The organism is Butyrivibrio sp. VCB2001 (assembly GCF_000423965.1).
GTDB lineage: Bacteria > Bacillota > Clostridia > Lachnospirales > Lachnospiraceae > Butyrivibrio.
On record NZ_AUIZ01000023.1, the window covers coordinates 21,280 to 43,356 of the forward strand.

Here is a 22,077-nt window from a genome sequence, read left to right on the forward strand (position 1 = left end):
CTCTTAATTGGGGTTGTAAATTGATGTGATTATTGGCTAATTGCTGTATATATTACATTATATTGGGGTTGCGATAAGGAGTCAATCTGCATCTTTTTATCTCCAATCGAAAGCGCTATGATTTAATCACAACAAAGACACAGACAGCAATCAATACAGGATGGCTAGTGGTAAAGCACCGGATCATGTATCCGGAAACGCGGGTCCGAATCCCGCTCCAACCCTTCGGGGTGTATGTGTCTTGTATGAAAAGGTGCATACAGCAACTAATACTGATCCCGCGACTTGAAATCGCGTCCCTGCATAGCAGGGCGAGTGAGCCGGGCACTATAACCCGGTTGCACCTAGTTTTGAAAGAGAGGAAATAAAGATGTTAAACTTTTTAAAGAGAGAAGCAAACAAAACATATACAGAGAACGGCGCAGCAACTTACGTTTCAACAAAGTCCGACTGCCTGGATCTCTTTGCAACAATCGGTGCGCTCAGACACGCATCTGATGAAGATATCATAGCCAGATTCACAAGAGCTTATGCCGAGGATGCTGATCTTGCCATGAAGATGCTTTTCTTCGCAAGAGACATAAGAGGTGGCCTTGGCGAGAGAAGAGTCTTCAAGGTTATCCTTAAATACCTGGCTGAGTGCGAGCCTGAATCAGTTAGAAAGAATATCAAGTTCGTTGCTGAGTACGGCAGATACGATGATCTTTTGGCGCTGTTTGGTACACCGGTAGAAAAAGAAGTACTGGCGTATTTTGACAAAGCGCTCAAAGCCGATATGGCTGCGCTATCAGCAGATAAGGAAAATGCCGGAGTATCTCTTTTGGCTAAATGGCTTCCTTCAGTAAATACAAGCAACAAAGAAGCTGTCAGAAACGCTAGGAAGATAGCAAGAGCGATGCAGATGACTGATGCTGAGTACCGCAGGGCGTTGTCTGCCCTCAGAGCACAAATCAGGATCATAGAGAACAACCTCCGCGAGAGAGACTACTCTTTTGACTATGCGAAGCAGCCTTCAAAGGCTCTGTACAAATACAGACAGGCATTCATCAGAAACGACAAGGAAAGGTATGAGGCTTTTATCCAAAGGGCAGCTGAAGATCCTTCAGTAATGCATACCGGTACGCTATCACCTTATGATGTTATCGCGCCTGTATTAAGGAGAAAAGAGCTCTCTGAAGCCGAGAGACGTGCCATGGATGCAACATGGAATGCGCTTGAGAATTACGCCGGCGCAGACAATTCTCTTGTTGTGGTGGACGGCTCAGGCTCAATGTACTGGGATGCTAATCCAAGCCCTGCAGCAGTGGCGCAGTCACTGGGCATCTACTTTGCAGAAAGAAATACCGGCGCATTCCATAACCACTTCATAACTTTCTCTACAAACCCAAGACTCATCGAGATCAAGGGCAGAGACATAGTTGAAAAAGTGCGTTACTGCATGAGCTTCAATGAGTGCAGCAATACGAATATTGAAAAGACATTTATGCTTTTACTTCAGACTGCAGTGCAAAACAGGCTCAGACAGTCTGATATGCCGGAGAAGCTGTACATAATCTCTGATATGGAGTTTGATTACTGTGCCGGCGATGCAAAGGCGACTAACTTTGAAAATGCCAAAAGAGAATTTGAGAAAAGAGGCTACAGGCTTCCTCAGGTGATCTTCTGGAATGTTAACAGCCGCAATATGCAGCAGCCTGTCAGGATGAATGATCAGGGCGTGGCGCTGGTATCAGGCTGCAGCCCACAGGTCTTTTCAATGCTAAAAGACGGTAATTTGGAACCATATAAATTCATGATGAGCGTCCTTTCAGCTCCGCGCTATGAAAGGATCGCCGCGTGAGCTAAGATAAGTGGCAGGGAGTGTGAGCGCTTCCTGCCGGATTGGAAGGATACAATGAATACAATTGAGATAAAGGGTAAGGTAAATACTGCTCTTTGCTACGCCAAGGTAGTTGAGGACGAGGCAATAGAGCAGATAAGACGAATGTGTGACTATCCTATGACTGAGGGGTCAAAGATCAGGATCATGCCTGACGTTCACGCGGGCAAGGGCTGCACAATCGGAACAACAATGACAATCACAGACAAGGCGGTACCTAACGTTGTCGGCGTGGACATCGGCTGCGGAATGTATACTGTCAATCTTGGCAAGCAGAACATTGACCTTGAGAAGTTTGATATGGCTGCTTTCACCATCCCTTCAGGAAGAGAGGTCTGGGAGGGAAGAGTCGAGAAGTTCGATCTTACTGAGCTCCGCTGCTATCGCCAGCTCAAGGAGACAAAGCGCCTTGAGAGATCTTTGGGAACACTTGGCGGCGGAAATCACTTCATTGAGATCGACAGAGCTGCGGATGGAACACAGTATCTGATCATACATTCAGGCTCTCGAAATCTCGGAAAGCAGGTGGCTGAGCTGTATCAGACCCTGGCAGTTGACCTTGCCAAGGGGATAGGAGACTATCTTGAGGCAAGAGAGCAGCTGATAAAGGAGTACAAGGAGCAGGGCAGACGCACTGAGATCCAGGCGGCGTTAAAAGAGCTTTATGACAAGAAGTACGTAGAGCATCCATCCACTATGCCTGAGGACCTGTGCTACTTATCCGGCCAGTACCTCGAGGACTACCTCCATGACGTGGAGATATGCCAGAGATTTGCTCGGAGAAACCGTGAGAAGATGGCAGAGATTCTTTTGCAAAAGACCGCTCTCTCAGCCGGAGAGTCTTTTCACACAATTCATAACTACATTGATACCGAGGAGATGATCCTCAGGAAGGGCTCTATTGCGGCTCACAAGGGCGAGAAGGTGCTCATCCCAATCAATATGAGGGATGGATCTGTCCTTGCCATCGGCAAGGGAAATCCTGAGTGGAACTACTCAGCTCCTCACGGCGCAGGAAGACTCATGTCCAGAACTGCAGCTAAGAACAACCTCTCAATGGAGGAGTACAAGGAGTCCATGAAGGGGATCTACACTTCTTCTGTCTGCGAGGCGACCATCGATGAGGCGCCAATGGCGTACAAGTCACTGGAGGATATCATCGATGTGATCAAGGAGTCAGTGGAGATAATTGATGTGATGAAGCCTATATATAATTTCAAGGCTTCGAACTGAGATGGATCTTTGGATGGATTTTATACTACGGGTATAATAGACAGGTAAGTTTTTTGGTGTTACTATTCGATATAGAAAGTGATAAACGGAGCAGAACACGTGCTTCGGGAAAGGAAAAAACATGACAACAATGAATCGCAGTTATTGCCTCTATAGTGAAAGTTATCAGTCAACACTTGGAAAATATTCAGAGTGTGGATTATATTTCATGCTTTCATTTAAGGATAGGCAAATGCGAGAAGATGTTGTTGACATGCGAACCCGGTGGGAATAAGACCAGGATTTTGCAGATAGATTAACATGTTTAGGCGGCCGCTTACCTTGGATGAAAGGTAGGCGGTTTTTTAATTGATTTCGGTAACATGTGGAAAGGAGCAGAAAAATGGTAACATTTCCGGCAATAGATATGGAGGCAACCGGGCAGAATATCACCAAGTTGCGTAAGGATGCAGGCCTGACCGTTAGAGACCTGCAGGGGATGTTTGGATTTACAACACCACAGGCCATTTACAAGTGGCAGAAGGGAACAGCGATGCCAACCCTGGACAACCTGGTTGTGCTGGCGGTGGTCTTCAACGTTCCCATTGATGACATACTCATCGTTGATAACGGCTTTCAGGCGCAGGTAGGCGCCTGAACGATTAAATTGGATAGAGGAGCTGCGCTTTCGGCGCGGCTCCGGGAGCAAGGGTAAGTAGCGAATCGGCAAACGCGGCGGACTGTAAATCCGCTCTCTTCGGAGGTAATGGGCTCGACACCCATCTTGCCCACTTAATGCGATAACGCATTAGCCGTGATGGCCGAGTGGTAAGGCACCTGATTGCTAATCAGCGGTTTCCTTCACGGGAAGATAGGTTCGATCCCTATTCACGGCGTTGTGTCATCTGATGACACTATACAAACCGTTCTGGTTGGACGATAATACAATCAGAACAAAGATATGGAGCTGCAGGTGAGCAGCAGAAAGTTAAGAGGATTTTTTGTAAATGTACTACGTAACTATCAACCAGCAATTTAATAACAAACAGTTTATGCAGTTCTGCAAAAATCAGAAGTGCTTTGTTAGTTATGCAAATTGCAAGTTGGTGGAAAGTGGTCCTGGATCTGGAAAATGATGGATGATCCGGAGCATTAAGAATAAATGAGGTCATTGGAGATCTGTAGCCACTTAGCTTGCAAGAGTTAAGTGGTTTTTTAATGCGAAAAGGAGATTAGAAAAATGGATTATCCGGTGATTGATATTGAAGGAACAGGAATTAGGATCAGGGAACTGATCAGAGAAAGCGGACATACAGTTACAGAGGTTTCAGAATACCTGGGAACGAGTACTTCACTTGTGTATAGATACATAAGAGGAGAAGTCCTTCCGAGTATTGATAGGATTGTAGCTCTCTCTGTATATCTTGAGGTTCCTATTGAACGAATTATATCAGTCGATTAAGACATGGTAGCCAAGCTGGAAAGGCAGCGGACTGCAACTCCGCCATCGTGGGTTCGAATCCCACCTATGTCTCTTAGCTGTCTTAGCTCAGTTGGAAGAGCAACGGTCTTTTAAACCGTAGGTCATGGGTTCGAGCCCCATAGGCGGCACTACTGCGGTATAGCTCAATTGGAAGAGCACCTGACTCTGACTCAGGTTATTGCAAGTTCGAGTCCTGCTACCGTAGTTCTGGACACATAGCTCAATCGGCAGAGCGCCCGGCTGTTAACCGGGAGGTTGTGGGTTCAAGTCCCACTGTGTCCGCTTTTCCAGGATAGCTCAAGAGGTAGAGCATCCGCTTCATACGCGGAAGGTTATGGGATCCCTCGCAGAGCTCGGAGTCGCAAGCGTGGCATCCCCCGGATGCCTGCGACCCGTTCCTGGGACTATTTCCGTTTCTTGTTAGAGATTAGTAAACTGGCCAGAAGCGTAACAGGCACAGCAAGTACAGATATGAGAGTAGCAGCTCCTGTAGTTATGCTGTGTCTATTTTTGTTGTCAGAATTATTTTCACTCATGGCAGATATCCTTTCTGTGAATCAAATATTTGATACAATAATTATAGTGCTTCGAAGGTGGTAATGCCAAAAGGCTTGTCGCCTGGCACATTCAGGGAGCTATGTATGATAAGATGAGTAAGGACATATTCTATGACAAAGATATCAGGGAGCCACTGTTTGATTTCCTCGAAAGCTCTTTTGGAAAAGTAAGGATCCTGGAGGAGAAGAGAACCGGCAGCGCTAGGGCAGATGTTGTCATGATCACGCCGGATTACCTGTATGGCATCGAGATAAAAAGCGATGCTGATACCTATGCCAGGCTCGAGAAGCAGGTCAAGAACTACAATTGGTATTACGACCGCAACATCATCGTGGTAGGCTCGTCGCACGCAGCCCATGTAAAAGAGCATGTTCCCGACTGGTGGGGTATCATCACGGTTGAAGCTGACGAGAACGGAGCGCCGGACTTTTACGTGATGAGGCAGGCGGATGTAAATCCCAGAGTAAAAGACAAGAGAAAGATATCCATACTTTGGAGGACTGAGTTAAATCATCTTTTAGAGAAAAATGATCTTCCAAAATATAAAGAAAAGAGCAAGCTCTTTGTACAGGAAAAGCTCATTGAAAAAATCCCCGGCGATGTCCTATGGAAGCAGGCATACGAGGAACTGTTTGAGAGAGACTACAACACGATAGCGGAAGAAATCGAGACATATAGAAAGAACAAGCGTAAAGGAGGAAACAAATGAGCAGAGTTAATTTCGGAGCAAAACCACTCATGTACCCACAGCCGGTCCTTATCATTTCAACCTATGATGAGAATGGAGTACCAAATGCGATGAACGCAGCCTGGGGCATAACCACTGACTTCAAGGAAATAACGATCAGTTTGTCCGAGCACAAGACTACTGACAATCTTGCAAAAAGAGGCGCTTTCACAGTGAGCCTTGCCACAGAAGAGCAGGTAATCCCTTGCGATTATGTGGGCATTGAATCAGGCAGAAAAGTACCTGATAAATTTGAAAAGGCCGGATTCCACGCAGTAAAGAGCGAGTTTGTTGACGCTCCATTAATTGAGGAATTGCCCGTTGCTCTTGAGTGCAAGGTTAAGAACTTCGAAGATGGCATCCTTCTTGGAGAGATCGTAAATGTCTCTGCCGATGAAAGCGTAGTGACAGATGGTGCTGTCGATATCACAAAAGTAAGACCTATAAGTTTTGATCCGTTCGGTAACGGATATTACGGAATCGGAGAAAAGGTTGGAAATGCCTTCAAAGATGGCGCAAAGCTGAAGTAATGAAAAAGATGGGCTACCGCATTCGGTAGCCCATTTCTTGGATTACAGTAGAACGGCTATTACTCATTATCGGACTATGACGCATATATCCGGAAAGCTGGTCCGACTTTTTAGCTTGAAATCGAATGAAAATGTAAGGGGAATAGCCCATTTATCGGACTAAGCTGCATATATTCGGAAAACTGGTCCGACTTTTTGGCTTGAAATCAAATGAAAATGTAATGGAAATGGCCAATTTATCGGACTTGTGATTCTATGGAGTATGGTCAGTCCGACTATAGTGTCTCTCGAGAAGTTAAGAAAGATATTTTTCAATAAAAAAGTCGGCCTAATAGAGACATATATACTTCTTAATCCGACGCCCCATGAAATTATATAAAAATCACTGAGCCCAACAAAGACTTCGGTGTATTACACATAGCACCGAACCCCCATTTTGACATATAATTAAAAGGACTGATCATGTAGGAGGACTTGTACAAAGAAACATGTGGAAGATCAAGCAGATATTTGATGGAGATTATGGCTGCGAGGAGCTCCAGCCTGGACAGAAACCTAAGGTGTCAGTAACTCTTGTCGATGAAGCCGGTAACGAGAAGCTTGTATCAGCTGAAGACGACTGGCTTGTGGAACAAGGCTTAGATGTTGGCTCAGAGTGGCCATCAGGAGAATGAGATGAAAAAAGTGAGAATCACTGTTAAGAAGATCGCTCGCTATGAGGATCTTATGGCAGAGTATGAAAATCCAATAGAGCACGCCTGCTCAATGGAGCTTGGCCAGATCTTTGTCTGCAATGGCTGGGAAAAGCCGGAAGGTTTCTGCGATAGCGCCTGGGAGACAGTTTCTCCTTTTGTGATGACTCTGGCCCATGGCGGAGAGAATTTCTATGACGGATGGATGAAGAATCCCAAGTCTGCGATGATTTCCTGTAACGACGGATTCAGACCGGTAAGTTTCTTGATTGAGACGATAGATGAGGACTAAGCATTGGGAGGAGCTGTCCGGAAATGGATTTCCTAGATGAAAGAATGAGCTTACCGATACAGGGCGTAAGCATAGATTGGAACAAAATAGATGAGGGGAGCTACCTTCGCGGGATTGAGGCAATTAAAGGGCTGGAGGAGTTGTCTTTTAACAAGAATATCACGATCTTTGTTGGCGAAAACGGTAGTGGCAAGTCTACGATGCTGGAGGCGATTGCCGTCAGTTATGGCTTCAATCCGGAAGGTGGAACCAGAAACTACAGCTTCTCAACATATGATTCACACTCAGAGCTGTGTGATGCCATAAGACTCTCCAGAGGAATCAGAAAGCCGAAGTGGGGATACTTCCTGAGGGCGGAGAGCTTTTACAACGTGGCTTCCGCTGAAGTGGAGTACAGCAAATGGGGTGGTGTACCTCAGCAGTATCATGAGAAGTCCCATGGAGAGAGCTTTCTGAAACTGGTTCAGGATAACTTCGGCGGACAGGGGATATATCTTTTGGATGAGCCGGAGGCTGCTTTGTCTCCGCAAAGACAATTGACCCTGCTCCTGGAGATTGTGAACTGTGCGAAAGAAGATTCACAGTTCATCATGGTTACACATTCTCCTATTCTCCTTGGCATACCCGGGGCGGAGATCCTCAGCTTCGATGAGGGGCAGATCCACCCGATCGAATATGAGGATACGGACAGCTATCAGATAACGAAGATGTTCATTGAGAATAAGGAGCAGCTTCTTAAAAGACTTTTATGATTCTCTTTTCTGGCAGAAGATTGGTTTGTCGTTGTGGTCTATCTCCAAAGTATCCGCAGAAACCCTTATCAGAGCAGTGCCTACAGGCTCGGTGATATGAGCCATGACATCAGGATCAAGGCGGGTGACTTCGGCTATGCTCATCAGGGCGATGTTTCTGTAATCATCATTGTAAGCATCATCCTCGTTGCCGGCCATGAAGCACCATCCGCTGTCATTGTCCTGGACTGATTCATCACGGGTCATGTAGCCGACTTTCCAGCCTTCTTCCAGGATCTTTTTTGAAACATATGCAATCTGACCCATCATGTCTCTGCGCTGAATCATGTCCTGATAGAACTCTGCGTGGGCCAGGAACTCTTTTACCGCATCGCTGCTTGGAGCGTGATCGGTGTTGATGTCTTCGATGTTTTTGTCCCAGATGAGCTTATCGTCTGCCTCTGTCCGGAGGAGCACAGCAAGCTCCAGCATCTCTTTTTCTGTAGCATCTATAGAAGTCTGGGTTTCATTCACAAGCTCTTTTCCCTGAGATCCATAAGTATAAACCACCACTTCGCCGCGGTCATAGATGGTCGCCTTTACTGCGCCCAGGTTTTCCTTGTCGTTGTAGAATATCATGAAGCTGGACAGTTTCTCGTTAACATACCAGTCGAATTCCGTGCCGTTGTTTCCGTTCATGTAAAAGACAGCGCCGTTATCCTCCAGGTTTGACCTGCTTACGCCTGGGAGGTCGGTCTCAAGGCAGTTGTCCATTATCTGTTTGAGTTCTGTAAGAATTCTGTTCATTTTAAAAATTTCCTCGTTTCTTTGGCTTAAATATGGGGGTGTTGCAGTTGTTTAGGAATATTTTATCAATATTTTAGGCAATTGCTATCGTTTTAATGTAAAATAAATTTGCATGACTATATTCTTAAGGAGAAAGTTTGTTGCATAAACTCTCTGATGAAATAAAAAAATCATATGAGAATCTTAGGATTCCATTGATCATAATGGGGCCGGGTGCAAGCGGTGAATTTGAGCCGCTTGTTATTTCCGATGGCTTTCTTGAGCAGAATCATATATCAAGAGAAGAGTTGTATAGCTATTACGGCGACAAGCTGAAAGATGGCCTGTTCGACAGGGTGCATCCTTCGGAGGAAGAAAAGCTTAAGGCAATCAGTTTCGATTTTCTTGATAAGAAAACCGACTATGACATTACGTTCAGAGTCAGATTGGATGACGGTTATCACCTTATTCATGGAATCGGCTATTGGCAGACCATGGAAGATGGAACTGATGTAGCCTTCATAGTTTACAACGACGTTCAAAAGCATGAACAGAGTCTTTTGGAAATATCAAATAAGTACAAGCTGTTCCAAAATGATGAATTCTATATCGATGCGCTGACCAATCTGCCAAACATTAACTATAATAACAAATATGGCGCCGATAAGATACAGGAAATTGTCGCAGGTGGCGGAACTCCTGTGGCTCTTTACGTGGACATTGATTCCATGCAGTCCTATAACAGGAGATATGGGATAAAAAGAGGTGACGACCTCCTTGTTCTCGTTGGTAATGTTCTTGCTGCTGAGTTTCCTCATGCAATGGTTTCGAGAATCTTCTCCGATCATTTTAGTATTGTTGATGAATATCATGGCGAAGAAGATATTATCAGCAAAATTGAGAAGGTAAATTCTGAGATTAAATTAAGAGCCTATGGCACAACGACTGGACTGAATGTCGGAATATTTGTGGGCAATGAGAACGTTACGCTCGAAGAAGCTGTTGACCATGCTGTAAGAGCCAATAAACTTGTGGGTGAGGACCTGAATAAGTTCTACAGATTCTACACCGAAGAGGATGATACTCTTTACAATCACCAGAGATACGTAATTGAGAATTTTGATAAGGCTAAGGAAGAGGGCTGGATAAAGGTCTTTTACCAGTGCTTTCTGCGCATTGAAACCGGCAATGGTATGGGATTTGAGGCTTTGGCGAGATGGATGGATCCTGTGCATGGACTTATAAATCCGGCTGAATTCATACCTGCTCTTGAAAAGTATCATCTGATGCATGAGATGGATCTTTATATGTTTGAAACGGTATGTAAAGAGATAAGGATCCGTTACGAGGAGGGACTTCCTCTTTTACCTGTTTCTATTAATTTCTCGCGTCAGGATTTTGACTATATAGATGTGGTTGGCGAGATCAACAGGATCTATGATAAGTATGATATTAGCAAGTATGGCGTAGATAAGAGTTACTTTTATATTGAGATCACGGAACAGGGACTGGCAACAGCTACGGACAAGTTCTATGAGCAGCTGGCCAAGATCCGTGAAAATGGCTACAAGCTTTGGGTGGATGATTTCGGAAGCGGATATTCATCCCTCAATGTCTTCAGTAATTTTGATATAGATCTGATCAAGTTTGACATGAACCTTCTGATGAACCTTGATAATAGAAATGGAGCTAACAGGTTCATAATCAAGGCTATGATCGATGTCGCCCACAAGCTGGGAATCCATACCCTTTGCGAAGGCATGGAGACTGCTGAGCAAAGGCAGTTCCTCTTAGAGGCCGGGTGCGAGCTTGGCCAGGGATACTATTACCACATTCCTGAGAGCCTGGATACTATTCTGGACAGACTCCACAAGGATATTCCTATTCCTAAGTGGGAGTCGGAAGATGAGAGGAATGAGAGGGAGAAGAGCTATAGGGAAGAGACTGGAGAGAAGGATTACAGGGAAACACTGGAAAGATGAGCCGATAATATGGATATGAGATGAAGTCCACGTGAGTGTGGGCTTCTTTTTTTGCGTGGGGGAGGGGAATTTATATATGTACAGCCAGTTTTGTGTCCACAAGCCGGATCACTTGCTCAAAGTACTGCCAAACTATATTTTTGCTGTGTCCACTTCTTGGGGTTCGTTTTAATGCGCCATTTCATGCTCTGCTACGGTATTTTAAGAGTTTTTGTTCTGGGACAGTAAGGCTCCATGCACCTATTCAAGCTTTGCTACGGTATATTAAGAGTTTTTGCGCAGGGACAGTAGTCCCCCGTGAATCGCTTCAGTTTCGCTTACGGTATATTAAGAGTTTTTGCTCCAGGACAGTAGCCCTCCGTTAATCACTTCAATTTCGCTTACGGTATGTATGAAGTTTTTGCTCCAGGACAGTAGCCCTCCGTGAATCACTTCAATTTCGCTTACGGTATGTATAAAGTTTTTGCTTCAGGACAGTAGTCCTCCGTGAATCACTCCATTTCCATTACGGTATCTATGCAATTTCCCCTTCAGGACAGTAGTTGGCTGCCTATACTCTAAGAAAAAACTTGCACAAGGGGTTCTCCCTATCTCAGCGCGCATCCCTTCCGGGATCTCCTTTTGCCGGCCCTTAGTGACCTAAACGCATGAAATGCCAAAACGTCAAGAATGGGCGCTCTTTGCCCACTTGCTCTGTTCTTGACGTTTTGGCATTTCATGCTACAAATCCCTGAAATCAGGGGGCGGCAGAAGAGGATTGTGGCAGAACGATAGGTTAAGGCGTATTATAATGTTAGTGGCAGTTTTGTTTTTCGCAATCGCAATAATAGGTCTGTTCACCAAGAATCTAGGATAGGAGTAATGTGACGTTATGTTTTTTATCATGGGAATAACTGATGGCAGGAAGGACTTTACTTTTAACCAGCTTGTGACCTGCGCTATCTGTGGAAGATATGGGCGATTCAACGTGTTCATGACATATACGGTGTTGTCGCTTTTCTTCATACCGACGTTCAAATGGAACAAGCGCTACTATGTGCAGACCAGCTGCTGCGGAACGGTTTACGAGCTTGATCCGGAGATCGGAAGGGCTATCGCCAGAGGCGAAGAGGTTGAGATTCAGCAGAGTCATCTGACCAGAGTAATGGAGGGCAGAGGCTATTCAGTCGGATACAAGAAGTGCAGACAGTGCGGATATGAGACAACGGAAGATTTTGATTTCTGCCCCAAGTGCGGAACTAGATTCTGAAGATATAAGAGCTTACAGAGCCCCTGACTTTTTTGAAGTCGGGGGCTTGATTTTTTTTGATACTATATTATAATAACAATTGCACGCAATTATATTGCACATAACGTATAACGCAAACGACGCGAACGACAAGTAGGAGGTAACTTAAATTGAAAAATACAGGTTTATTAGTAGCATGCGCATTTGTTTTCGGAGTAATGATCGGAATCCACAGGAGAGTGATCAAGGCTGTTATCACAGGCAGTCCAATGCCTGAAGCTCCTGCAAGTCATTTCTGGGTTAAGAATCATAGAACAGAAGATTGAAAGAGGTAGCTACAATGAGTAAGATAGAAGTTCGTTACTGTTCAAGAACAAAGTTCGGCAACACCAGAAGAATTGCCGAGGCAATAGCTGAGGGCGCCGGAACAAAGGCAGTCAGTATAGATGATGAGCCAAAGCTTACCGAGAAGGCAGACATTCTTTTCCTGGGCGGAGCTCCATATGCAAATATCATGGCGCCTGAGCTTAGGGAGTATGCTGAGAATCTGGATCCCGCTATGGTGGGTCGGATAGTTCTTTTCACCACATCTAACTGGTCGAGGAGAACAGTGCTTGCGCTTAAGAAGATATTCAAGAGCAAGGGAATCACAGTCTCCGAGGATTATTTCTATGCGCACATGCTGAACATAGATGGAAAGATCGACGCAGCCAAGAAGTTTGGCGCGGAGAATTGCTAATATTGAGATGGTACAAAAGCCATGTTTCGGTTTGCAAATATGCCGTTACATGGCTTTTTCTTCTGCTCGGAAATATAGTATGATGTGTTAGTAGAATAGGAGGAATGAAATGGGAATTTTTGACAAGTTATTTAAAAAAGGCGAACTGAAAGAAGGACCAAAGTCAGAGCCGACGACAACACCAGAGCAGGCCAAGGCGCCTGAGCCACAAGCTGAAGAGGCCGAGGCAGTCGGTTGGGACGCCATTGAGAAAGAGTTTTTGAGGGTTTACCCCGGACAGACCAATCCCAAACATTATGGAACGATCATCAAATGGATCATGGGTGGAGATGATCCGCTGGATGGAATCAGCGTTTACGATGGCGGCGATTTCTGGCACTTTGTATCCTTCGGACTTACCGAGATATACGAAAAGGAATGTGAAGATCCTGATATCAGTGGTTACGGCTACGAGCTGACCTTCAAACTCAAGAAGAACCAGTTTGAAGATGAAGAGGCTGAGATTAGGTGCATTTGTGGCATTCTCCAGATGGTTGCCAGAATGGTATTTAAAAACGGTGACGTGTTCCAGCCGTTTGAGTATCTTTACACCGGACAGACAGAGGGCATTGATGCTTACAGGAAGTCCAACCTGACCGGATTTATCACGATCAAGGATCCTACAGTTGAGACCATCGATACCCCTAACGGCAAAGTTGAGTTCCTGGAGCTCATTGGAATGACTGACGCCGAGCTTAAGACATTGTCTGACAGAGCTTCTGTTGAAGCGCTTTACAACAAGCTGCAGTCGGATGTTACGGATTATCACAGGGAGTCAGTGGTTTGAGGAGAACCTTATGGAACTGATAGTTAAGCACTTTGACGAGCTCAGCACAAAAGAGCTTTATGAGATCTTAAAGACGAGAGCAGAAATCTTTGTTGTCGAGCAGGACTGCGTTTATCAGGACCTGGACGACAGGGATCAGGACGCCATCCATGTCTTTTGCTGGAATGATAAAGGGCGAGTGGCCGGCTGCCTTCGCGTTTTCATGAGGGATGAAGAGAACAAGGTCGCCCAGATCGGCAGAGTGGTCACCCTCGAACACGGCAAGGGGCTGGGAAGAAAGCTGCTTAAAAAGGGCGTGGAGGTTGCCGAAAGGTCTTTTGACGCAGACAGAATCTATCTCGAGGCCCAGAAGTATGCTATCGGATATTATGCAAAAGAGGGCTTCGAAGTGATCTCGGATGAGTTTCTGGAGGACGGAATTCCGCACGTGCAGATGGAGCGCAGGTGCCGTGGCTCTGCGGCTAACAAGGGCGTCGAGGCGGCTGTTGCGCGGATCACGGCCATGGAAGAGATTCTGGACGAGGCTTTGAGAAGGATGGATGCAGCCGGGGAACGTCCGCAAGACCTGCTTGACTATCAATCTGAGGTAAAAGAGCTTTCGGAGTATTACTCGGGTCCTGACTGGAAGGCGGACTTTGCGCTTGACGAAGAGGGGCTTCTGCCGGGGGACCTGAAGCGCGGAGTGCTTTCTGAAGATGGGATCTATGATGCGCTGGAGCGGAACAAAGAATTGCTGGAAAGGATAAGGTGAACGAGGATGATCAAGATTTACGGAATGCCTACATGCCCATACTGCGACTACATTCATGAGCAGATCGTTGGGCGCGAGAGTGAGTTTGAGTACATTAACATCGGTGAGAACATCAGGAATATGAGTGCTTTCACAAGGCTTCGCGATACTAATCCGGCCTTTGACCACTCCAAGGAGATCGGTGATGTCGGGATCCCGGCATTTGTTCTTGAAGACGGCAGCATTACGCTAGATCCGGCAGTTGTGGGACTTGTTGAGTATGGAACGGAAGGTGCCTGCTCGATTGAGGATCATAAGAGTGGGAAAGGGTGCTGAAGAAGGATGAAATAGCAGCAGAAATGCTGCTATTTTTATGCCACTTGAAATGCTTGATGTGGTGTTGTATCATAAAAGTGAAATAGATAATTTCAAATATATGAGGCGACACAATGGTAATGGATTATATTATTGAAAACTATACAAATGGCGAGCCTATTTTTATAGATGAACTTCCGGGAAAATCTAAGGATTATCTTCGTCAGGAGATGAAAAAACTTGTTGACGAAGGTAAGCTGGAAAGACTATATAATGGTGTTTATTATTTGCCATACATAACTATACTTGGAACTAAGGGTAGGATATCGGTGGATAAGTATTTGGATAAAAAATACTTAAATGCTAATGGAGTGGTTTCAGGGTACATTACAGGACTTCAGCTTGCGAATAAGTACGGCTTTACTACACAGAACCCCTCATGCTATGAGATTTGCAGTAATGAGGCTACTACCAAGCAGAGAAAGCAGGATTTTGATGGCAATACCATTATCGTATATAAACCGGTTGACACTGTAACTGAGCGCAATAAATGTGCATTACAGTTTCTTGATCTTATGACAAATATAGATAAGTACAGTGAGCTCAAAGGTGGTGAGCTTCTTAGGAAATTGAAGAAATATGTGAAGAATACAGGTTTGGATTTTTCTGTTGTAAAGGAGTATCTCCCATTTTATCCGGACAAGGTATATAGAAACATTTATGAAGGAGGATTGATGGGTGAGTTGGTATAAGGGGTATAAGCAGGAGTGGAAGGAGATAATTGAAACTGTATCACGTGAAGTGAACAGAACTCCGCAGATGATTGAGAAAGATACAATACAATCCATGTTTCTGATGGGATTATCTAAAACGGAGCTTCCATTTGTGTTCAAAGGTGGCACATCCCTTTCAAAAGGATATGGATTGATAGACAGATTTTCTGAGGATATTGACCTTTCGATGAACGTAAAGGCAACGGAATCTGATAAAAGAAAGTCCAAGAATGAAATAGAGAGAATTGCGGATGAACTTGGTTTGGTATTAGAGAACCCGGAGGATGTTCAATCTAGGCATAGCTATAATAAATATGAATATGAATACGATTCTCTTTTTAGTGATATTCCACTTGAGCTGATTGTAGAAACAAGTTTTTACCAAACTGTATATCCTGTTGAAAAGCATGTGATTTGCAGCTTTGTGGGAAACTTCTGTCAAAAGAATAATATAACATTGCCGATACCATTTGATGCTGATTTTGTAACAATGAATCTTCAATCGCTGGAAAGGACATTTGTAGATAAGGTTTTTGCTATATGCGATTATAGAATTCAGGATATGCAGGATAGGGATTCCAGGCATTTGTATGATATAGCCAAGATTCTTCCGCATCTTGATATTAATAGAGAGTTAGATGAACTTATAGATGATGTCAGAGATGATAGGATGTTATCTAAGAATAATCCATCAGCTCAGCTTAAATATGATATTCCTGAAATGCTTCATGAGATTATCACAAGCAGGTTTTATGAGTCAGACTATAATAATATCACTAAGAGGCTTCTTTATGAGGATGTACCATATAACGAGGCAATTCAAAGGGGAATAGCTGTTATAGCAGATATGGATATATTTGAGTATAAGAAAGGTACTTAATTATGATCTTAGTAACCGGTGCGAAGGGTTTTGTTGGAAGTAAAATAATGGAGCTATGCAAGGATGTTGTGGCAGCTCCGTCGTTACGGGATGTTTCAGAGGATGATGTGAGGCGTGTGGTGAGTGAGAGTGGAGCGGACGCGATAATTCATACGGCTGCGATTTCTGATATTGGGACTTGCGAGAAAGATCCTGAGGCTTCGTACAGGGCGAATGTACTGTTACCTGTTTATCTGGCAAGAGCAGCAGAGGGCAGAAAGCTCATATGCTTCAGCTCCGATCAGGTTTACACGGGGCTTGAGGATGATGGACCATACACGGAAGAGCGCGTAAAGGCGGCGAATACTTATGCTAAGCACAAGATTGAGATGGAAGAAAGAGTCCTTGATATATGCCCTGATGCAGTAATGCTGCGCGCTGAGTGGATGTATGACTGCGGAGAAGGAAGACCTAATTATTACAGAAATGTGGTTAATGCAACCGGCTCGGTCAGCTTTGGCTCCGGCAATTTCAGAGGAGTTACCTATGTAAAAGAGGTTGCTGAAAACATGGAGAACGTAATGAAGCTTCCGGGCGGGGCTTATAACTTTGGCAGTGAGACAACTAAGAGTATGTATGAAGTTACAAAGGATTTTGTAGATTCTCTCAGACTTGATGTCAAAGTGGAGGATGCACCTTCGCTGCACAATCTTTGGATGGACTGCAGTAAGGTCAGGAAGTTTGGGGTTGCGTTTAGCGAGGTATCGGAAGGGCTGCTGAGATGCGCCAGAGATGATGGAAGGTTGAGCTGATGAAAATTGAGCATATAGCTATGTATGTGGTTGAGTTGGAGAGGGCTAGGGACTTTTTTGTTAAGTACCTGGGCGGAAAATCAAATGACGGCTATCATAATGTGAAGACAGATTTCAGGTCGTACTTCATTTCTTTTGAAGGCGGCGCAAGACTTGAACTAATGACTAAGCCTGAAATTATTGATGCGGATAAGCCTTTAAATAGAACGGGCTATGCGCATATTGCGTTTTCGGTTGGAAGTAAGGGCAAGGTTGATGAGCTCACGGAACGCTTGAGGGCGGATGGATACGAAGTTGTAAGTGGCCCACGTACTACAGGTGATGGCTATTACGAGAGCTGTATAGTTGCTGTTGAAGGCAACCAGATAGAGATTACGGTTTAGGGATTGTGAGAGGGAGTATTATAAGACTTCTTTTTGAGCAAATTTGACTGTTAAGAAGATGTTAAGAAGCATTTAATAACGAATGCTTGTTTTTTGGTGTACATAATGGTAGCATTTAGTCAAGAAGAGAGCAGTGATGCTTTTGGGGCTGGTCGAAAGACCCGGGTCCACCAATTAGCGGGTAAGACACCCGCTTTTTTTTTCAATAATTAACGGAGTGTTAGTCTGATGAAAATGAAGAGTATTGTTATTCTTGTGGTACTGCTCATTTCGATGGAAGCTGCCGGCTGTGGCCAGAAAGAAGTTCATATTATCGGTGGAGCAGATGGACCGACATCCATCTTTTTGGCAGAAAATAGTAGTGCTGACAGCTACATTCAGATTGATCAGGAAATGGCGAAGGCAATGATGGAACTTGATGACGGCCATGTGGTAGTGGATGTTCGCAGGCAGGATGAGTTTGAAGCAGGTCATATCCCCGGGGCAATCTGCATTCCTAATGAGAGCATAACGGATACGCAGCCGGCGGAGCTCCCTGATCTGAACCAGGTGATTCTGGTGTATTGCAGAACCGGAAGGCGAAGCAAGGAAGCTTCTCAGAAACTGTTTGATATGGGTTACAAAAATGTTTTTGAGTTTGGCGGAATCGTGGATTGGACCGGAGAAGTTGTTACGGAGTAGATGAAAGTGGAAGCAATTAAGAGGTTTAAAGAAGTCAGCGGACTATATATCGAGAAGATTTTGGGCCAGGACAGGCTCGCCTTTGCTATGTCTGATACTGCGGATATGTATGACCTTATAGAATATGCTGAGCGTGGCGGTTATCAGGGTTCGGTGATCAAGTTTTACGATTTTGAAACCGGAAATGTCTACACACCATTTGAGAAAAAGAGGGATGTGATCTACTCAAGGCCTGCATATGATGACGGATTTTACTATTTCCTTCAGGCTGATTATGGCTCCAAGAGCGTGACTCTTTATAAGTATTTTCCGGAAAAAGAGCTTGAGGAAGTTGCTAAGTTTTCTTTGGATGAAGTGGATCTGTACAATCTTCAGATTGTCGGTCAGAAGGTACATGTAATTAGCCAAAACTCGGAGGTGTTCAAGTGCTATTATCCTGAGAAAATGTCTTTTGCCCTAAATGCAAATGAGACAGTGGAGCTGATCACAGATGACCGTGTCATCCTGGAAGCCTGGATTGAAGAGGGTTGGGATGATGAGAATGATTGCGCGACTGATGAGTACAAGTTTTATGACAAGGTGATAGTTAAGGACTTTGAGGGAAATACTGTTTCCGAAGAGGTGGGTTCTATTTATCAGGCGGCTGACGGGACGTATTGGATGGCGTGAGATGAGGAGGACGAATGGGACTGTTTGATGTATTTAAGAAGACAGATATAAACGCTGAGATTGAGAATATGAAGAGCATAGACGGCGCAGTTCTTCTCGATGTCAGGAATGAAGATGAGTACAATGAAGGCCACATTCCCGGGAGTATTAACGTGCCTCTTGGGAGAATTGAGGATGTTGAGAAAACCATTGAAGACCATAATGCGCAGGTCTTTGTGTACTGCCTGAGAGGAACAAGGAGCGTTCAGGCTGTTGGCAAAATGAAAACAATGGGATATAGCAACGCAAAGAGTATTGGCGGAATCGCATCATACAAGGGTGCGATAGAAAGATAAGGGGAGAAGACTATGACGAAGGATCCAAAAGAATTTTGTACATGCACAGCTACTGATTGCCCGAACCATCCGGTGAATCATGATCAGGGGTGCAGTTTGTGCATATTGAAGAACCTGACTCGGAAAGAGATACCCGGGTGCTTCTTTAACACTATAGATCATGAGAAGCCGACCAAGGACTGGTACTACGAGGACTTTGCTGCGCTGGTTGAGGTAGCGAAAAAGGACGGGAAGCTGTAAGGAATTAGAAACAAGCATATAACGATAGGAGGTCTCTATGGATAAGGAGAATGAAGTCTGATGGTTAAAAAGATTGTTAGAGATCCGATGTTCCTGCAGCAAAAGTCAGAGCCTGCGACAGAGGCGGATAAGCAGGTTATTCAGGATCTTCTTGATACGCTGAGAGCTAACCGGGAGCACTGTGTTGGCATGGCAGCGAACATGATTGGTGTTAAGAAAAGAATCATCGTTGTGGCTATGGGACCGTTCCAGTTCGCTATGGTAAATCCGGTGATTACAAAGAAGAGCGGTGAGTACAAAACCGAAGAAAGCTGTCTGTCTCTTGAGGGCGTAAGGCCTTGCACCAGGTATAAAGAGATTGAGGTGGACTATCTTGATCAGGACTTTAAGCCTCAGCATGGGAAGTACAAGGATTTTACTGCTCAGATAATTCAGCATGAGATCGATCATTTCGATGGGATACTGATTTGAGAAGTATTTATGAGTTGGAGCTTATGAGTATCACACCGACGTCAGATAGCTCTTTAAGTGTTTTTTCAAATATCTTTTCATTCCTGGCAGCTGTGTAATTCAGGTTAAGAGTTACTTTGTAACCTGCATTGGCAGCGTCCAGGCATGTCTTTTTCACGCAGCTGTTGCCATCAACACCTATTATTTCAAGTTCAGTTATATTCAGGTTCGCCAGCTTTTTTACAAAAGAGTCATTTGTGAAGGCGCTGGGGAATCTCTTTTCATAGATGTGTTCTGAAACTATGTGAAGATCACTGGCCAGAGCATAGCTGTCATTATCGCCTTGAATTCCAATGTTACGGAAATAGAATATAGGCTCGCTATCTTTTTGAGCCGCAGAAATTCTGGCGTTGATTCTTGTGAGGAGATCAGCGTCATAATAGGGCAGGTATTTTTCTTGGATATCAATCACTAACAAGGCTTTCATATTATCATTATAGTTCGCGGGCGATGAATTTGTATGTGATTAATAGTAAAATATAACGTGTGGGCTTAATGTAATGCTTGGTTGGGGCGTTTGTAGTGGTTTGAGGTGTAAAAGTACATCACAAGACATTATATACAGCCTCGTTGGTTGGAACGTGTTTTTAAAATGCATCACAAAAATTTCCATATGAAAAAATAGTTGGAAATTACAAAGGCTCTTCAAGGGCCATGGTTCAAAAAACTTCATGCCTAGCGCTTTCCCTGCATCACAACTACCGGCCTACGGATGTCATGTGATGCAATTGAAGATTAATTCCCAAAATCACTTTTTGAAATTTCCAACTATTTTTTGTATAGAGGGAAATTGTGGGGTGGTCGAAAAAACGTTTCCAACCAAGAAGACATATATCGGGGCGTGTGATGCAAAACCCCGGCTCCGGATGGCGAAAAAAGCACCGGAATAACAAAACCCCGGCTCCGGAGGCCGAACCGGCCACCGAAATAGCAGAAACCCTGGATCCGAAGGCCCAAATAGCCATCAAAATAGCAGAACCCGAACCCCCGCACCCACAAGGAGGTCACAAATGAGACTTTTCATAGCAATCACCTTCACCGAAGACATGCTGGACGCCCTAAGCGAGATCCAGGATGACCTGCGCCGGAGCGATGTTAGAGGCAGCTACACTCCCCGTGAGAACCTGCATATGACCCTTGCTTTCATAGGAGAGTACGACGATCCGGAACAGATTGTGGAAGTGATGCGGAAGGTTCCGCTGAGGTCATTCTCCATCAAGATGAGCGGATATCAGCCCTTTAAGGATATGATTTTTGCAAATTTTGAGGAGAATGAGAATTTAAGAGACTACGTAAAGCGCCTTAGAAAGGCTCTTTTGGATGAGGAGATTCCTTTTGACCGAAAGAAGTTCCTGCCTCATGTGACTTTGATAAGAAGAGCTGAGTGCGTGAAAGGAAAAGCTCTTTTGCCTGAGTTCGGAGACAGTGAATCCATGCGGGTAAATGGGATTTCCGTGATGAAATCTGAGCGCGGAAGGCATGGCATGGTATATACGGAAGTTGGATACGTTGGCGCGTTTTAGGAGGATAGATGAAAAAGCTGAAGATCACATTTAATTCCCCGGTTGTGCTGGGGTTCATATTCATAAGCCTGGCGGTGCTGATCCTGGGCATCCTGACCATGGGCAAGAGCAATGAGCTGTTGTTCATGACTTACCATTCATCGCTGACGAATCCCTTGACTTACGTGAGGTTCTTTACTCATGTTCTGGGACATGGCGGATGGGGGCATTACATCGGGAATGCTTCATATATTCTGCTGCTGGGGCCGATGCTCGAAGAGAAGTACGGCTCAAAGAGGATTCTTTGGGTGATCCTCATAACTGCGGTGGTTACGGGAGTTGTGAACTATGTTCTGTTCTGGAACGTGGCGCTGTGCGGAGCAAGTGGCGTGGTGTTTGCATTCATACTGCTGACTTCTTTTACAAGCTTCAAGAACGGTGAGATTCCGCTGACCTTCATTCTGGTGGCGATAGTCTTCATCGGGCAGCAGGTTTATGAAGGCGTTTTCCTGCAGGATGACATCTCAAATCTGTCGCACATTCTAGGCGGCGTTGTCGGCGCAGTTGTGGGCTACAGACTTAACAAGAAATGAGGAGCTGACG

General features: G+C 44.8%; 29 protein-coding genes and 7 tRNA genes. 34 read left to right on the top strand and 2 right to left on the bottom strand.

The genetic code is table 11. The annotated features are described in order from the left end of the window. The first annotated feature begins 158 nt into the window (after positions 1-158). From G589_RS22015 to G589_RS0116055, 16 genes are all read left to right on the top strand, one after another. A tRNA-His gene (locus G589_RS22015) sits at positions 159-221 on the top strand. A gap of 149 nt (positions 222-370) precedes the next feature. Beyond that, positions 371-1,840 carry a DUF2828 family protein gene (locus G589_RS0115980; protein WP_026522842.1) on the top strand — a complete coding sequence of 490 codons (1,470 nt, stop codon included), beginning with the start codon at positions 371-373 and terminating at the stop codon, positions 1,838-1,840. A 54-nt stretch (positions 1,841-1,894) separates the two neighbouring features. Then, complete coding sequence (locus tag G589_RS0115985) at positions 1,895-3,112, top strand: RNA-splicing ligase RtcB (protein WP_026522843.1); 1,218 nt, start codon at positions 1,895-1,897, stop codon at positions 3,110-3,112. Positions 3,113-3,494: 382 nt separating this feature from the next. Continuing rightward, positions 3,495-3,749 (top strand): helix-turn-helix domain-containing protein, encoded by a 255-nt coding sequence (locus G589_RS0115990; RefSeq protein ID WP_026519933.1) that lies wholly within the window; start codon positions 3,495-3,497, stop codon positions 3,747-3,749. Between the two features lie 51 nt (positions 3,750-3,800). Further along, positions 3,801-3,882: transfer RNA gene (locus G589_RS0115995), tRNA-Tyr, on the top strand. 20 nt (positions 3,883-3,902) lie between these two features. After that, positions 3,903-3,987: transfer RNA gene (locus G589_RS0116000), tRNA-Ser, on the top strand. Between the two features lie 344 nt (positions 3,988-4,331). Further along, positions 4,332-4,553, top strand: coding sequence for a helix-turn-helix domain-containing protein (locus G589_RS20350; protein ID WP_051192477.1), 222 nt, complete (start codon positions 4,332-4,334; stop codon positions 4,551-4,553). Next, a tRNA-Cys gene (locus G589_RS0116015) sits at positions 4,554-4,625 on the top strand. A gap of 4 nt (positions 4,626-4,629) precedes the next feature. Beyond that, positions 4,630-4,702 (top strand) — tRNA-Lys (locus tag G589_RS0116020). Positions 4,703-4,706: 4 nt separating this feature from the next. Continuing rightward, positions 4,707-4,779, top strand: a tRNA-Gln gene (locus G589_RS0116025). Between the two features lie 4 nt (positions 4,780-4,783). Then, positions 4,784-4,856 (top strand) — tRNA-Asn (locus G589_RS0116030). A gap of 379 nt (positions 4,857-5,235) precedes the next feature. Further along, the gene (locus G589_RS0116035) at positions 5,236-5,841 is read left to right on the top strand and encodes a sce7726 family protein (RefSeq protein WP_035776425.1); all 606 of its coding nucleotides are present in this window, start codon (positions 5,236-5,238) and stop codon (positions 5,839-5,841) included. Continuing rightward, positions 5,838-6,389, top strand: a complete 552-nt coding sequence (locus G589_RS0116040) for a flavin reductase family protein (RefSeq protein WP_026522845.1) — start codon at positions 5,838-5,840, stop codon at positions 6,387-6,389. The genes G589_RS0116035 and G589_RS0116040 overlap by 4 nt, the downstream gene beginning before the upstream one ends. Positions 6,390-6,877: 488 nt before the next feature. Continuing rightward, positions 6,878-7,063: a hypothetical protein gene (locus G589_RS0116045; RefSeq protein ID WP_026522846.1), complete on the top strand. Its 186-nt coding sequence runs from the start codon at positions 6,878-6,880 to the stop codon at positions 7,061-7,063. Between the two features lies 1 nt (position 7,064). Continuing rightward, positions 7,065-7,373, top strand: coding sequence for a TIGR04076 family protein (locus G589_RS0116050; protein ID WP_026522847.1), 309 nt, complete (start codon positions 7,065-7,067; stop codon positions 7,371-7,373). A 23-nt stretch (positions 7,374-7,396) separates the two neighbouring features. Beyond that, the gene (locus G589_RS0116055; protein WP_026522848.1) at positions 7,397-8,125 is read left to right on the top strand and encodes an AAA family ATPase; all 729 of its coding nucleotides are present in this window, start codon (positions 7,397-7,399) and stop codon (positions 8,123-8,125) included. On the opposite strand, the gene G589_RS21440 is transcribed toward G589_RS0116055, so the two are convergent. Further along, positions 8,120-8,911 carry an immunity protein Imm33 domain-containing protein gene (locus G589_RS21440; protein ID WP_051192478.1) on the bottom strand — a complete coding sequence of 264 codons (792 nt, stop codon included), beginning with the start codon at positions 8,909-8,911 and terminating at the stop codon, positions 8,120-8,122. The genes G589_RS0116055 and G589_RS21440 overlap by 6 nt on opposite strands. 203 nt (positions 8,912-9,114) lie before the next feature. Between G589_RS21440 and G589_RS0116065 the strand changes: the two genes are divergently transcribed. The 16 genes from G589_RS0116065 to G589_RS0116140 all read left to right on the top strand — a co-directional run bounded on the left by G589_RS0116065 (position 9,115) and on the right by G589_RS0116140 (position 19,933). Then, positions 9,115-10,872 (top strand): EAL domain-containing protein, encoded by a 1,758-nt coding sequence (locus tag G589_RS0116065; protein WP_196811900.1) that lies wholly within the window; start codon positions 9,115-9,117, stop codon positions 10,870-10,872. A gap of 871 nt (positions 10,873-11,743) precedes the next feature. Continuing rightward, positions 11,744-12,121, top strand: coding sequence for a zinc ribbon domain-containing protein (locus tag G589_RS0116070; RefSeq protein WP_026522850.1), 378 nt, complete (start codon positions 11,744-11,746; stop codon positions 12,119-12,121). A 149-nt stretch (positions 12,122-12,270) separates the two neighbouring features. Continuing rightward, a complete protein-coding gene (locus G589_RS22020; protein WP_022770933.1) occupies positions 12,271-12,426 on the top strand; it encodes a hypothetical protein in 156 nt (51 codons plus the stop codon). A 14-nt stretch (positions 12,427-12,440) separates the two neighbouring features. Continuing rightward, positions 12,441-12,839 carry a flavodoxin family protein gene (locus G589_RS21445; RefSeq protein WP_051192480.1) on the top strand — a complete coding sequence of 133 codons (399 nt, stop codon included), beginning with the start codon at positions 12,441-12,443 and terminating at the stop codon, positions 12,837-12,839. 109 nt (positions 12,840-12,948) lie between these two features. Further along, complete coding sequence (locus tag G589_RS0116085; RefSeq protein WP_026522851.1) at positions 12,949-13,665, top strand: suppressor of fused domain protein; 717 nt, start codon at positions 12,949-12,951, stop codon at positions 13,663-13,665. Further along, positions 13,631-14,416, top strand: a complete 786-nt coding sequence (locus G589_RS22300) for a GNAT family N-acetyltransferase (RefSeq protein WP_242826465.1) — start codon at positions 13,631-13,633, stop codon at positions 14,414-14,416. The genes G589_RS0116085 and G589_RS22300 overlap by 35 nt, the downstream gene beginning before the upstream one ends. Positions 14,417-14,422: 6 nt before the next feature. Next, positions 14,423-14,731 (top strand): glutaredoxin, encoded by a 309-nt coding sequence (locus tag G589_RS0116095; protein WP_022770929.1) that lies wholly within the window; start codon positions 14,423-14,425, stop codon positions 14,729-14,731. A gap of 113 nt (positions 14,732-14,844) precedes the next feature. After that, positions 14,845-15,462, top strand: coding sequence for a hypothetical protein (locus G589_RS0116100; RefSeq protein WP_026522852.1), 618 nt, complete (start codon positions 14,845-14,847; stop codon positions 15,460-15,462). Then, positions 15,449-16,363, top strand: coding sequence for a nucleotidyl transferase AbiEii/AbiGii toxin family protein (locus G589_RS0116105; RefSeq protein WP_026522853.1), 915 nt, complete (start codon positions 15,449-15,451; stop codon positions 16,361-16,363). Before G589_RS0116100 ends, G589_RS0116105 begins: the two co-directional genes overlap by 14 nt. A gap of 2 nt (positions 16,364-16,365) precedes the next feature. Further along, positions 16,366-17,154 (top strand): SDR family oxidoreductase, encoded by a 789-nt coding sequence (locus tag G589_RS0116110; protein WP_026522854.1) that lies wholly within the window; start codon positions 16,366-16,368, stop codon positions 17,152-17,154. After that, positions 17,154-17,537: a VOC family protein gene (locus G589_RS0116115; RefSeq protein ID WP_026522855.1), complete on the top strand. Its 384-nt coding sequence runs from the start codon at positions 17,154-17,156 to the stop codon at positions 17,535-17,537. Before G589_RS0116110 ends, G589_RS0116115 begins: the two co-directional genes overlap by 1 nt. Before the next feature lie 228 nt (positions 17,538-17,765). After that, the gene (locus G589_RS0116120; RefSeq protein ID WP_330366744.1) at positions 17,766-18,218 is read left to right on the top strand and encodes a rhodanese-like domain-containing protein; all 453 of its coding nucleotides are present in this window, start codon (positions 17,766-17,768) and stop codon (positions 18,216-18,218) included. Between the two features lie 6 nt (positions 18,219-18,224). After that, complete coding sequence (locus G589_RS0116125; protein WP_242826467.1) at positions 18,225-18,887, top strand: hypothetical protein; 663 nt, start codon at positions 18,225-18,227, stop codon at positions 18,885-18,887. A gap of 14 nt (positions 18,888-18,901) precedes the next feature. Then, complete coding sequence (locus G589_RS0116130) at positions 18,902-19,222, top strand: rhodanese-like domain-containing protein (RefSeq protein ID WP_026522858.1); 321 nt, start codon at positions 18,902-18,904, stop codon at positions 19,220-19,222. Between the two features lie 12 nt (positions 19,223-19,234). Next, on the top strand, positions 19,235-19,462 hold the full coding sequence (locus G589_RS0116135) for a DUF6485 family protein (protein WP_026522859.1): 228 nt from the start codon (positions 19,235-19,237) through the stop codon (positions 19,460-19,462). Positions 19,463-19,522: 60 nt separating this feature from the next. Further along, entirely contained in the window at positions 19,523-19,933 is a 411-nt protein-coding gene (locus G589_RS0116140) for a peptide deformylase (protein WP_026522860.1), read from the top strand. 7 nt (positions 19,934-19,940) lie between these two features. Here G589_RS0116140 and G589_RS20370 read toward each other — a convergent pair whose 3' ends face one another. Continuing rightward, the gene (locus G589_RS20370; protein WP_051192481.1) at positions 19,941-20,384 is read right to left on the bottom strand and encodes an isochorismatase family cysteine hydrolase; all 444 of its coding nucleotides are present in this window, start codon (positions 20,382-20,384) and stop codon (positions 19,941-19,943) included. A 598-nt stretch (positions 20,385-20,982) separates the two neighbouring features. On the opposite strand from G589_RS20370, the gene thpR reads away from it, so the two are divergent. Next, complete coding sequence (gene thpR / locus G589_RS0116155) at positions 20,983-21,495, top strand: RNA 2',3'-cyclic phosphodiesterase (protein ID WP_026522862.1); 513 nt, start codon at positions 20,983-20,985, stop codon at positions 21,493-21,495. An 8-nt stretch (positions 21,496-21,503) separates the two neighbouring features. Continuing rightward, on the top strand, positions 21,504-22,067 hold the full coding sequence (locus G589_RS0116160; protein ID WP_022770689.1) for a rhomboid family intramembrane serine protease: 564 nt from the start codon (positions 21,504-21,506) through the stop codon (positions 22,065-22,067). The last annotated feature ends 10 nt before the right edge of the window (positions 22,068-22,077 follow it).

What these genes read in the sequence shown, in the direction of transcription:
- G589_RS0115980 (WP_026522842.1), top strand. Translation starts at nt 371, where the DNA reads ATGTTAAACTTTTTAAAGAGAGAAGCAAACAAAACATATACAGAGAAC.
- G589_RS0115985 (WP_026522843.1), top strand. Translation starts at nt 1,895, where the DNA reads ATGAATACAATTGAGATAAAGGGTAAGGTAAATACTGCTCTTTGCTAC.
- G589_RS0115990 (WP_026519933.1), top strand. Translation starts at nt 3,495, where the DNA reads ATGGTAACATTTCCGGCAATAGATATGGAGGCAACCGGGCAGAATATC.
- G589_RS20350 (WP_051192477.1), top strand. Translation starts at nt 4,332, where the DNA reads ATGGATTATCCGGTGATTGATATTGAAGGAACAGGAATTAGGATCAGG.
- G589_RS0116040 (WP_026522845.1), top strand. Translation starts at nt 5,838, where the DNA reads ATGAGCAGAGTTAATTTCGGAGCAAAACCACTCATGTACCCACAGCCG.
- G589_RS0116045 (WP_026522846.1), top strand. Translation starts at nt 6,878, where the DNA reads ATGTGGAAGATCAAGCAGATATTTGATGGAGATTATGGCTGCGAGGAG.
- G589_RS0116050 (WP_026522847.1), top strand. Translation starts at nt 7,065, where the DNA reads ATGAAAAAAGTGAGAATCACTGTTAAGAAGATCGCTCGCTATGAGGAT.
- G589_RS0116055 (WP_026522848.1), top strand. Translation starts at nt 7,397, where the DNA reads ATGGATTTCCTAGATGAAAGAATGAGCTTACCGATACAGGGCGTAAGC.
- G589_RS21440 (WP_051192478.1), bottom strand. Translation starts at nt 8,911, where the DNA reads ATGAACAGAATTCTTACAGAACTCAAACAGATAATGGACAACTGCCTT.
- G589_RS0116065 (WP_196811900.1), top strand. Translation starts at nt 9,115, where the DNA reads ATGGGGCCGGGTGCAAGCGGTGAATTTGAGCCGCTTGTTATTTCCGAT.
- G589_RS0116070 (WP_026522850.1), top strand. Translation starts at nt 11,744, where the DNA reads ATGTTTTTTATCATGGGAATAACTGATGGCAGGAAGGACTTTACTTTT.
- G589_RS21445 (WP_051192480.1), top strand. Translation starts at nt 12,441, where the DNA reads ATGAGTAAGATAGAAGTTCGTTACTGTTCAAGAACAAAGTTCGGCAAC.
- G589_RS0116085 (WP_026522851.1), top strand. Translation starts at nt 12,949, where the DNA reads ATGGGAATTTTTGACAAGTTATTTAAAAAAGGCGAACTGAAAGAAGGA.
- G589_RS22300 (WP_242826465.1), top strand. Translation starts at nt 13,631, where the DNA reads ATGTTACGGATTATCACAGGGAGTCAGTGGTTTGAGGAGAACCTTATG.
- G589_RS0116095 (WP_022770929.1), top strand. Translation starts at nt 14,423, where the DNA reads ATGATCAAGATTTACGGAATGCCTACATGCCCATACTGCGACTACATT.
- G589_RS0116100 (WP_026522852.1), top strand. Translation starts at nt 14,845, where the DNA reads ATGGTAATGGATTATATTATTGAAAACTATACAAATGGCGAGCCTATT.
- G589_RS0116110 (WP_026522854.1), top strand. Translation starts at nt 16,366, where the DNA reads ATGATCTTAGTAACCGGTGCGAAGGGTTTTGTTGGAAGTAAAATAATG.
- G589_RS0116115 (WP_026522855.1), top strand. Translation starts at nt 17,154, where the DNA reads ATGAAAATTGAGCATATAGCTATGTATGTGGTTGAGTTGGAGAGGGCT.
- G589_RS0116120 (WP_330366744.1), top strand. Translation starts at nt 17,766, where the DNA reads ATGAAAATGAAGAGTATTGTTATTCTTGTGGTACTGCTCATTTCGATG.
- G589_RS0116130 (WP_026522858.1), top strand. Translation starts at nt 18,902, where the DNA reads ATGGGACTGTTTGATGTATTTAAGAAGACAGATATAAACGCTGAGATT.
- G589_RS0116135 (WP_026522859.1), top strand. Translation starts at nt 19,235, where the DNA reads ATGACGAAGGATCCAAAAGAATTTTGTACATGCACAGCTACTGATTGC.
- G589_RS0116140 (WP_026522860.1), top strand. Translation starts at nt 19,523, where the DNA reads ATGGTTAAAAAGATTGTTAGAGATCCGATGTTCCTGCAGCAAAAGTCA.
- thpR (WP_026522862.1), top strand. Translation starts at nt 20,983, where the DNA reads ATGAGACTTTTCATAGCAATCACCTTCACCGAAGACATGCTGGACGCC.
- G589_RS0116160 (WP_022770689.1), top strand. Translation starts at nt 21,504, where the DNA reads ATGAAAAAGCTGAAGATCACATTTAATTCCCCGGTTGTGCTGGGGTTC.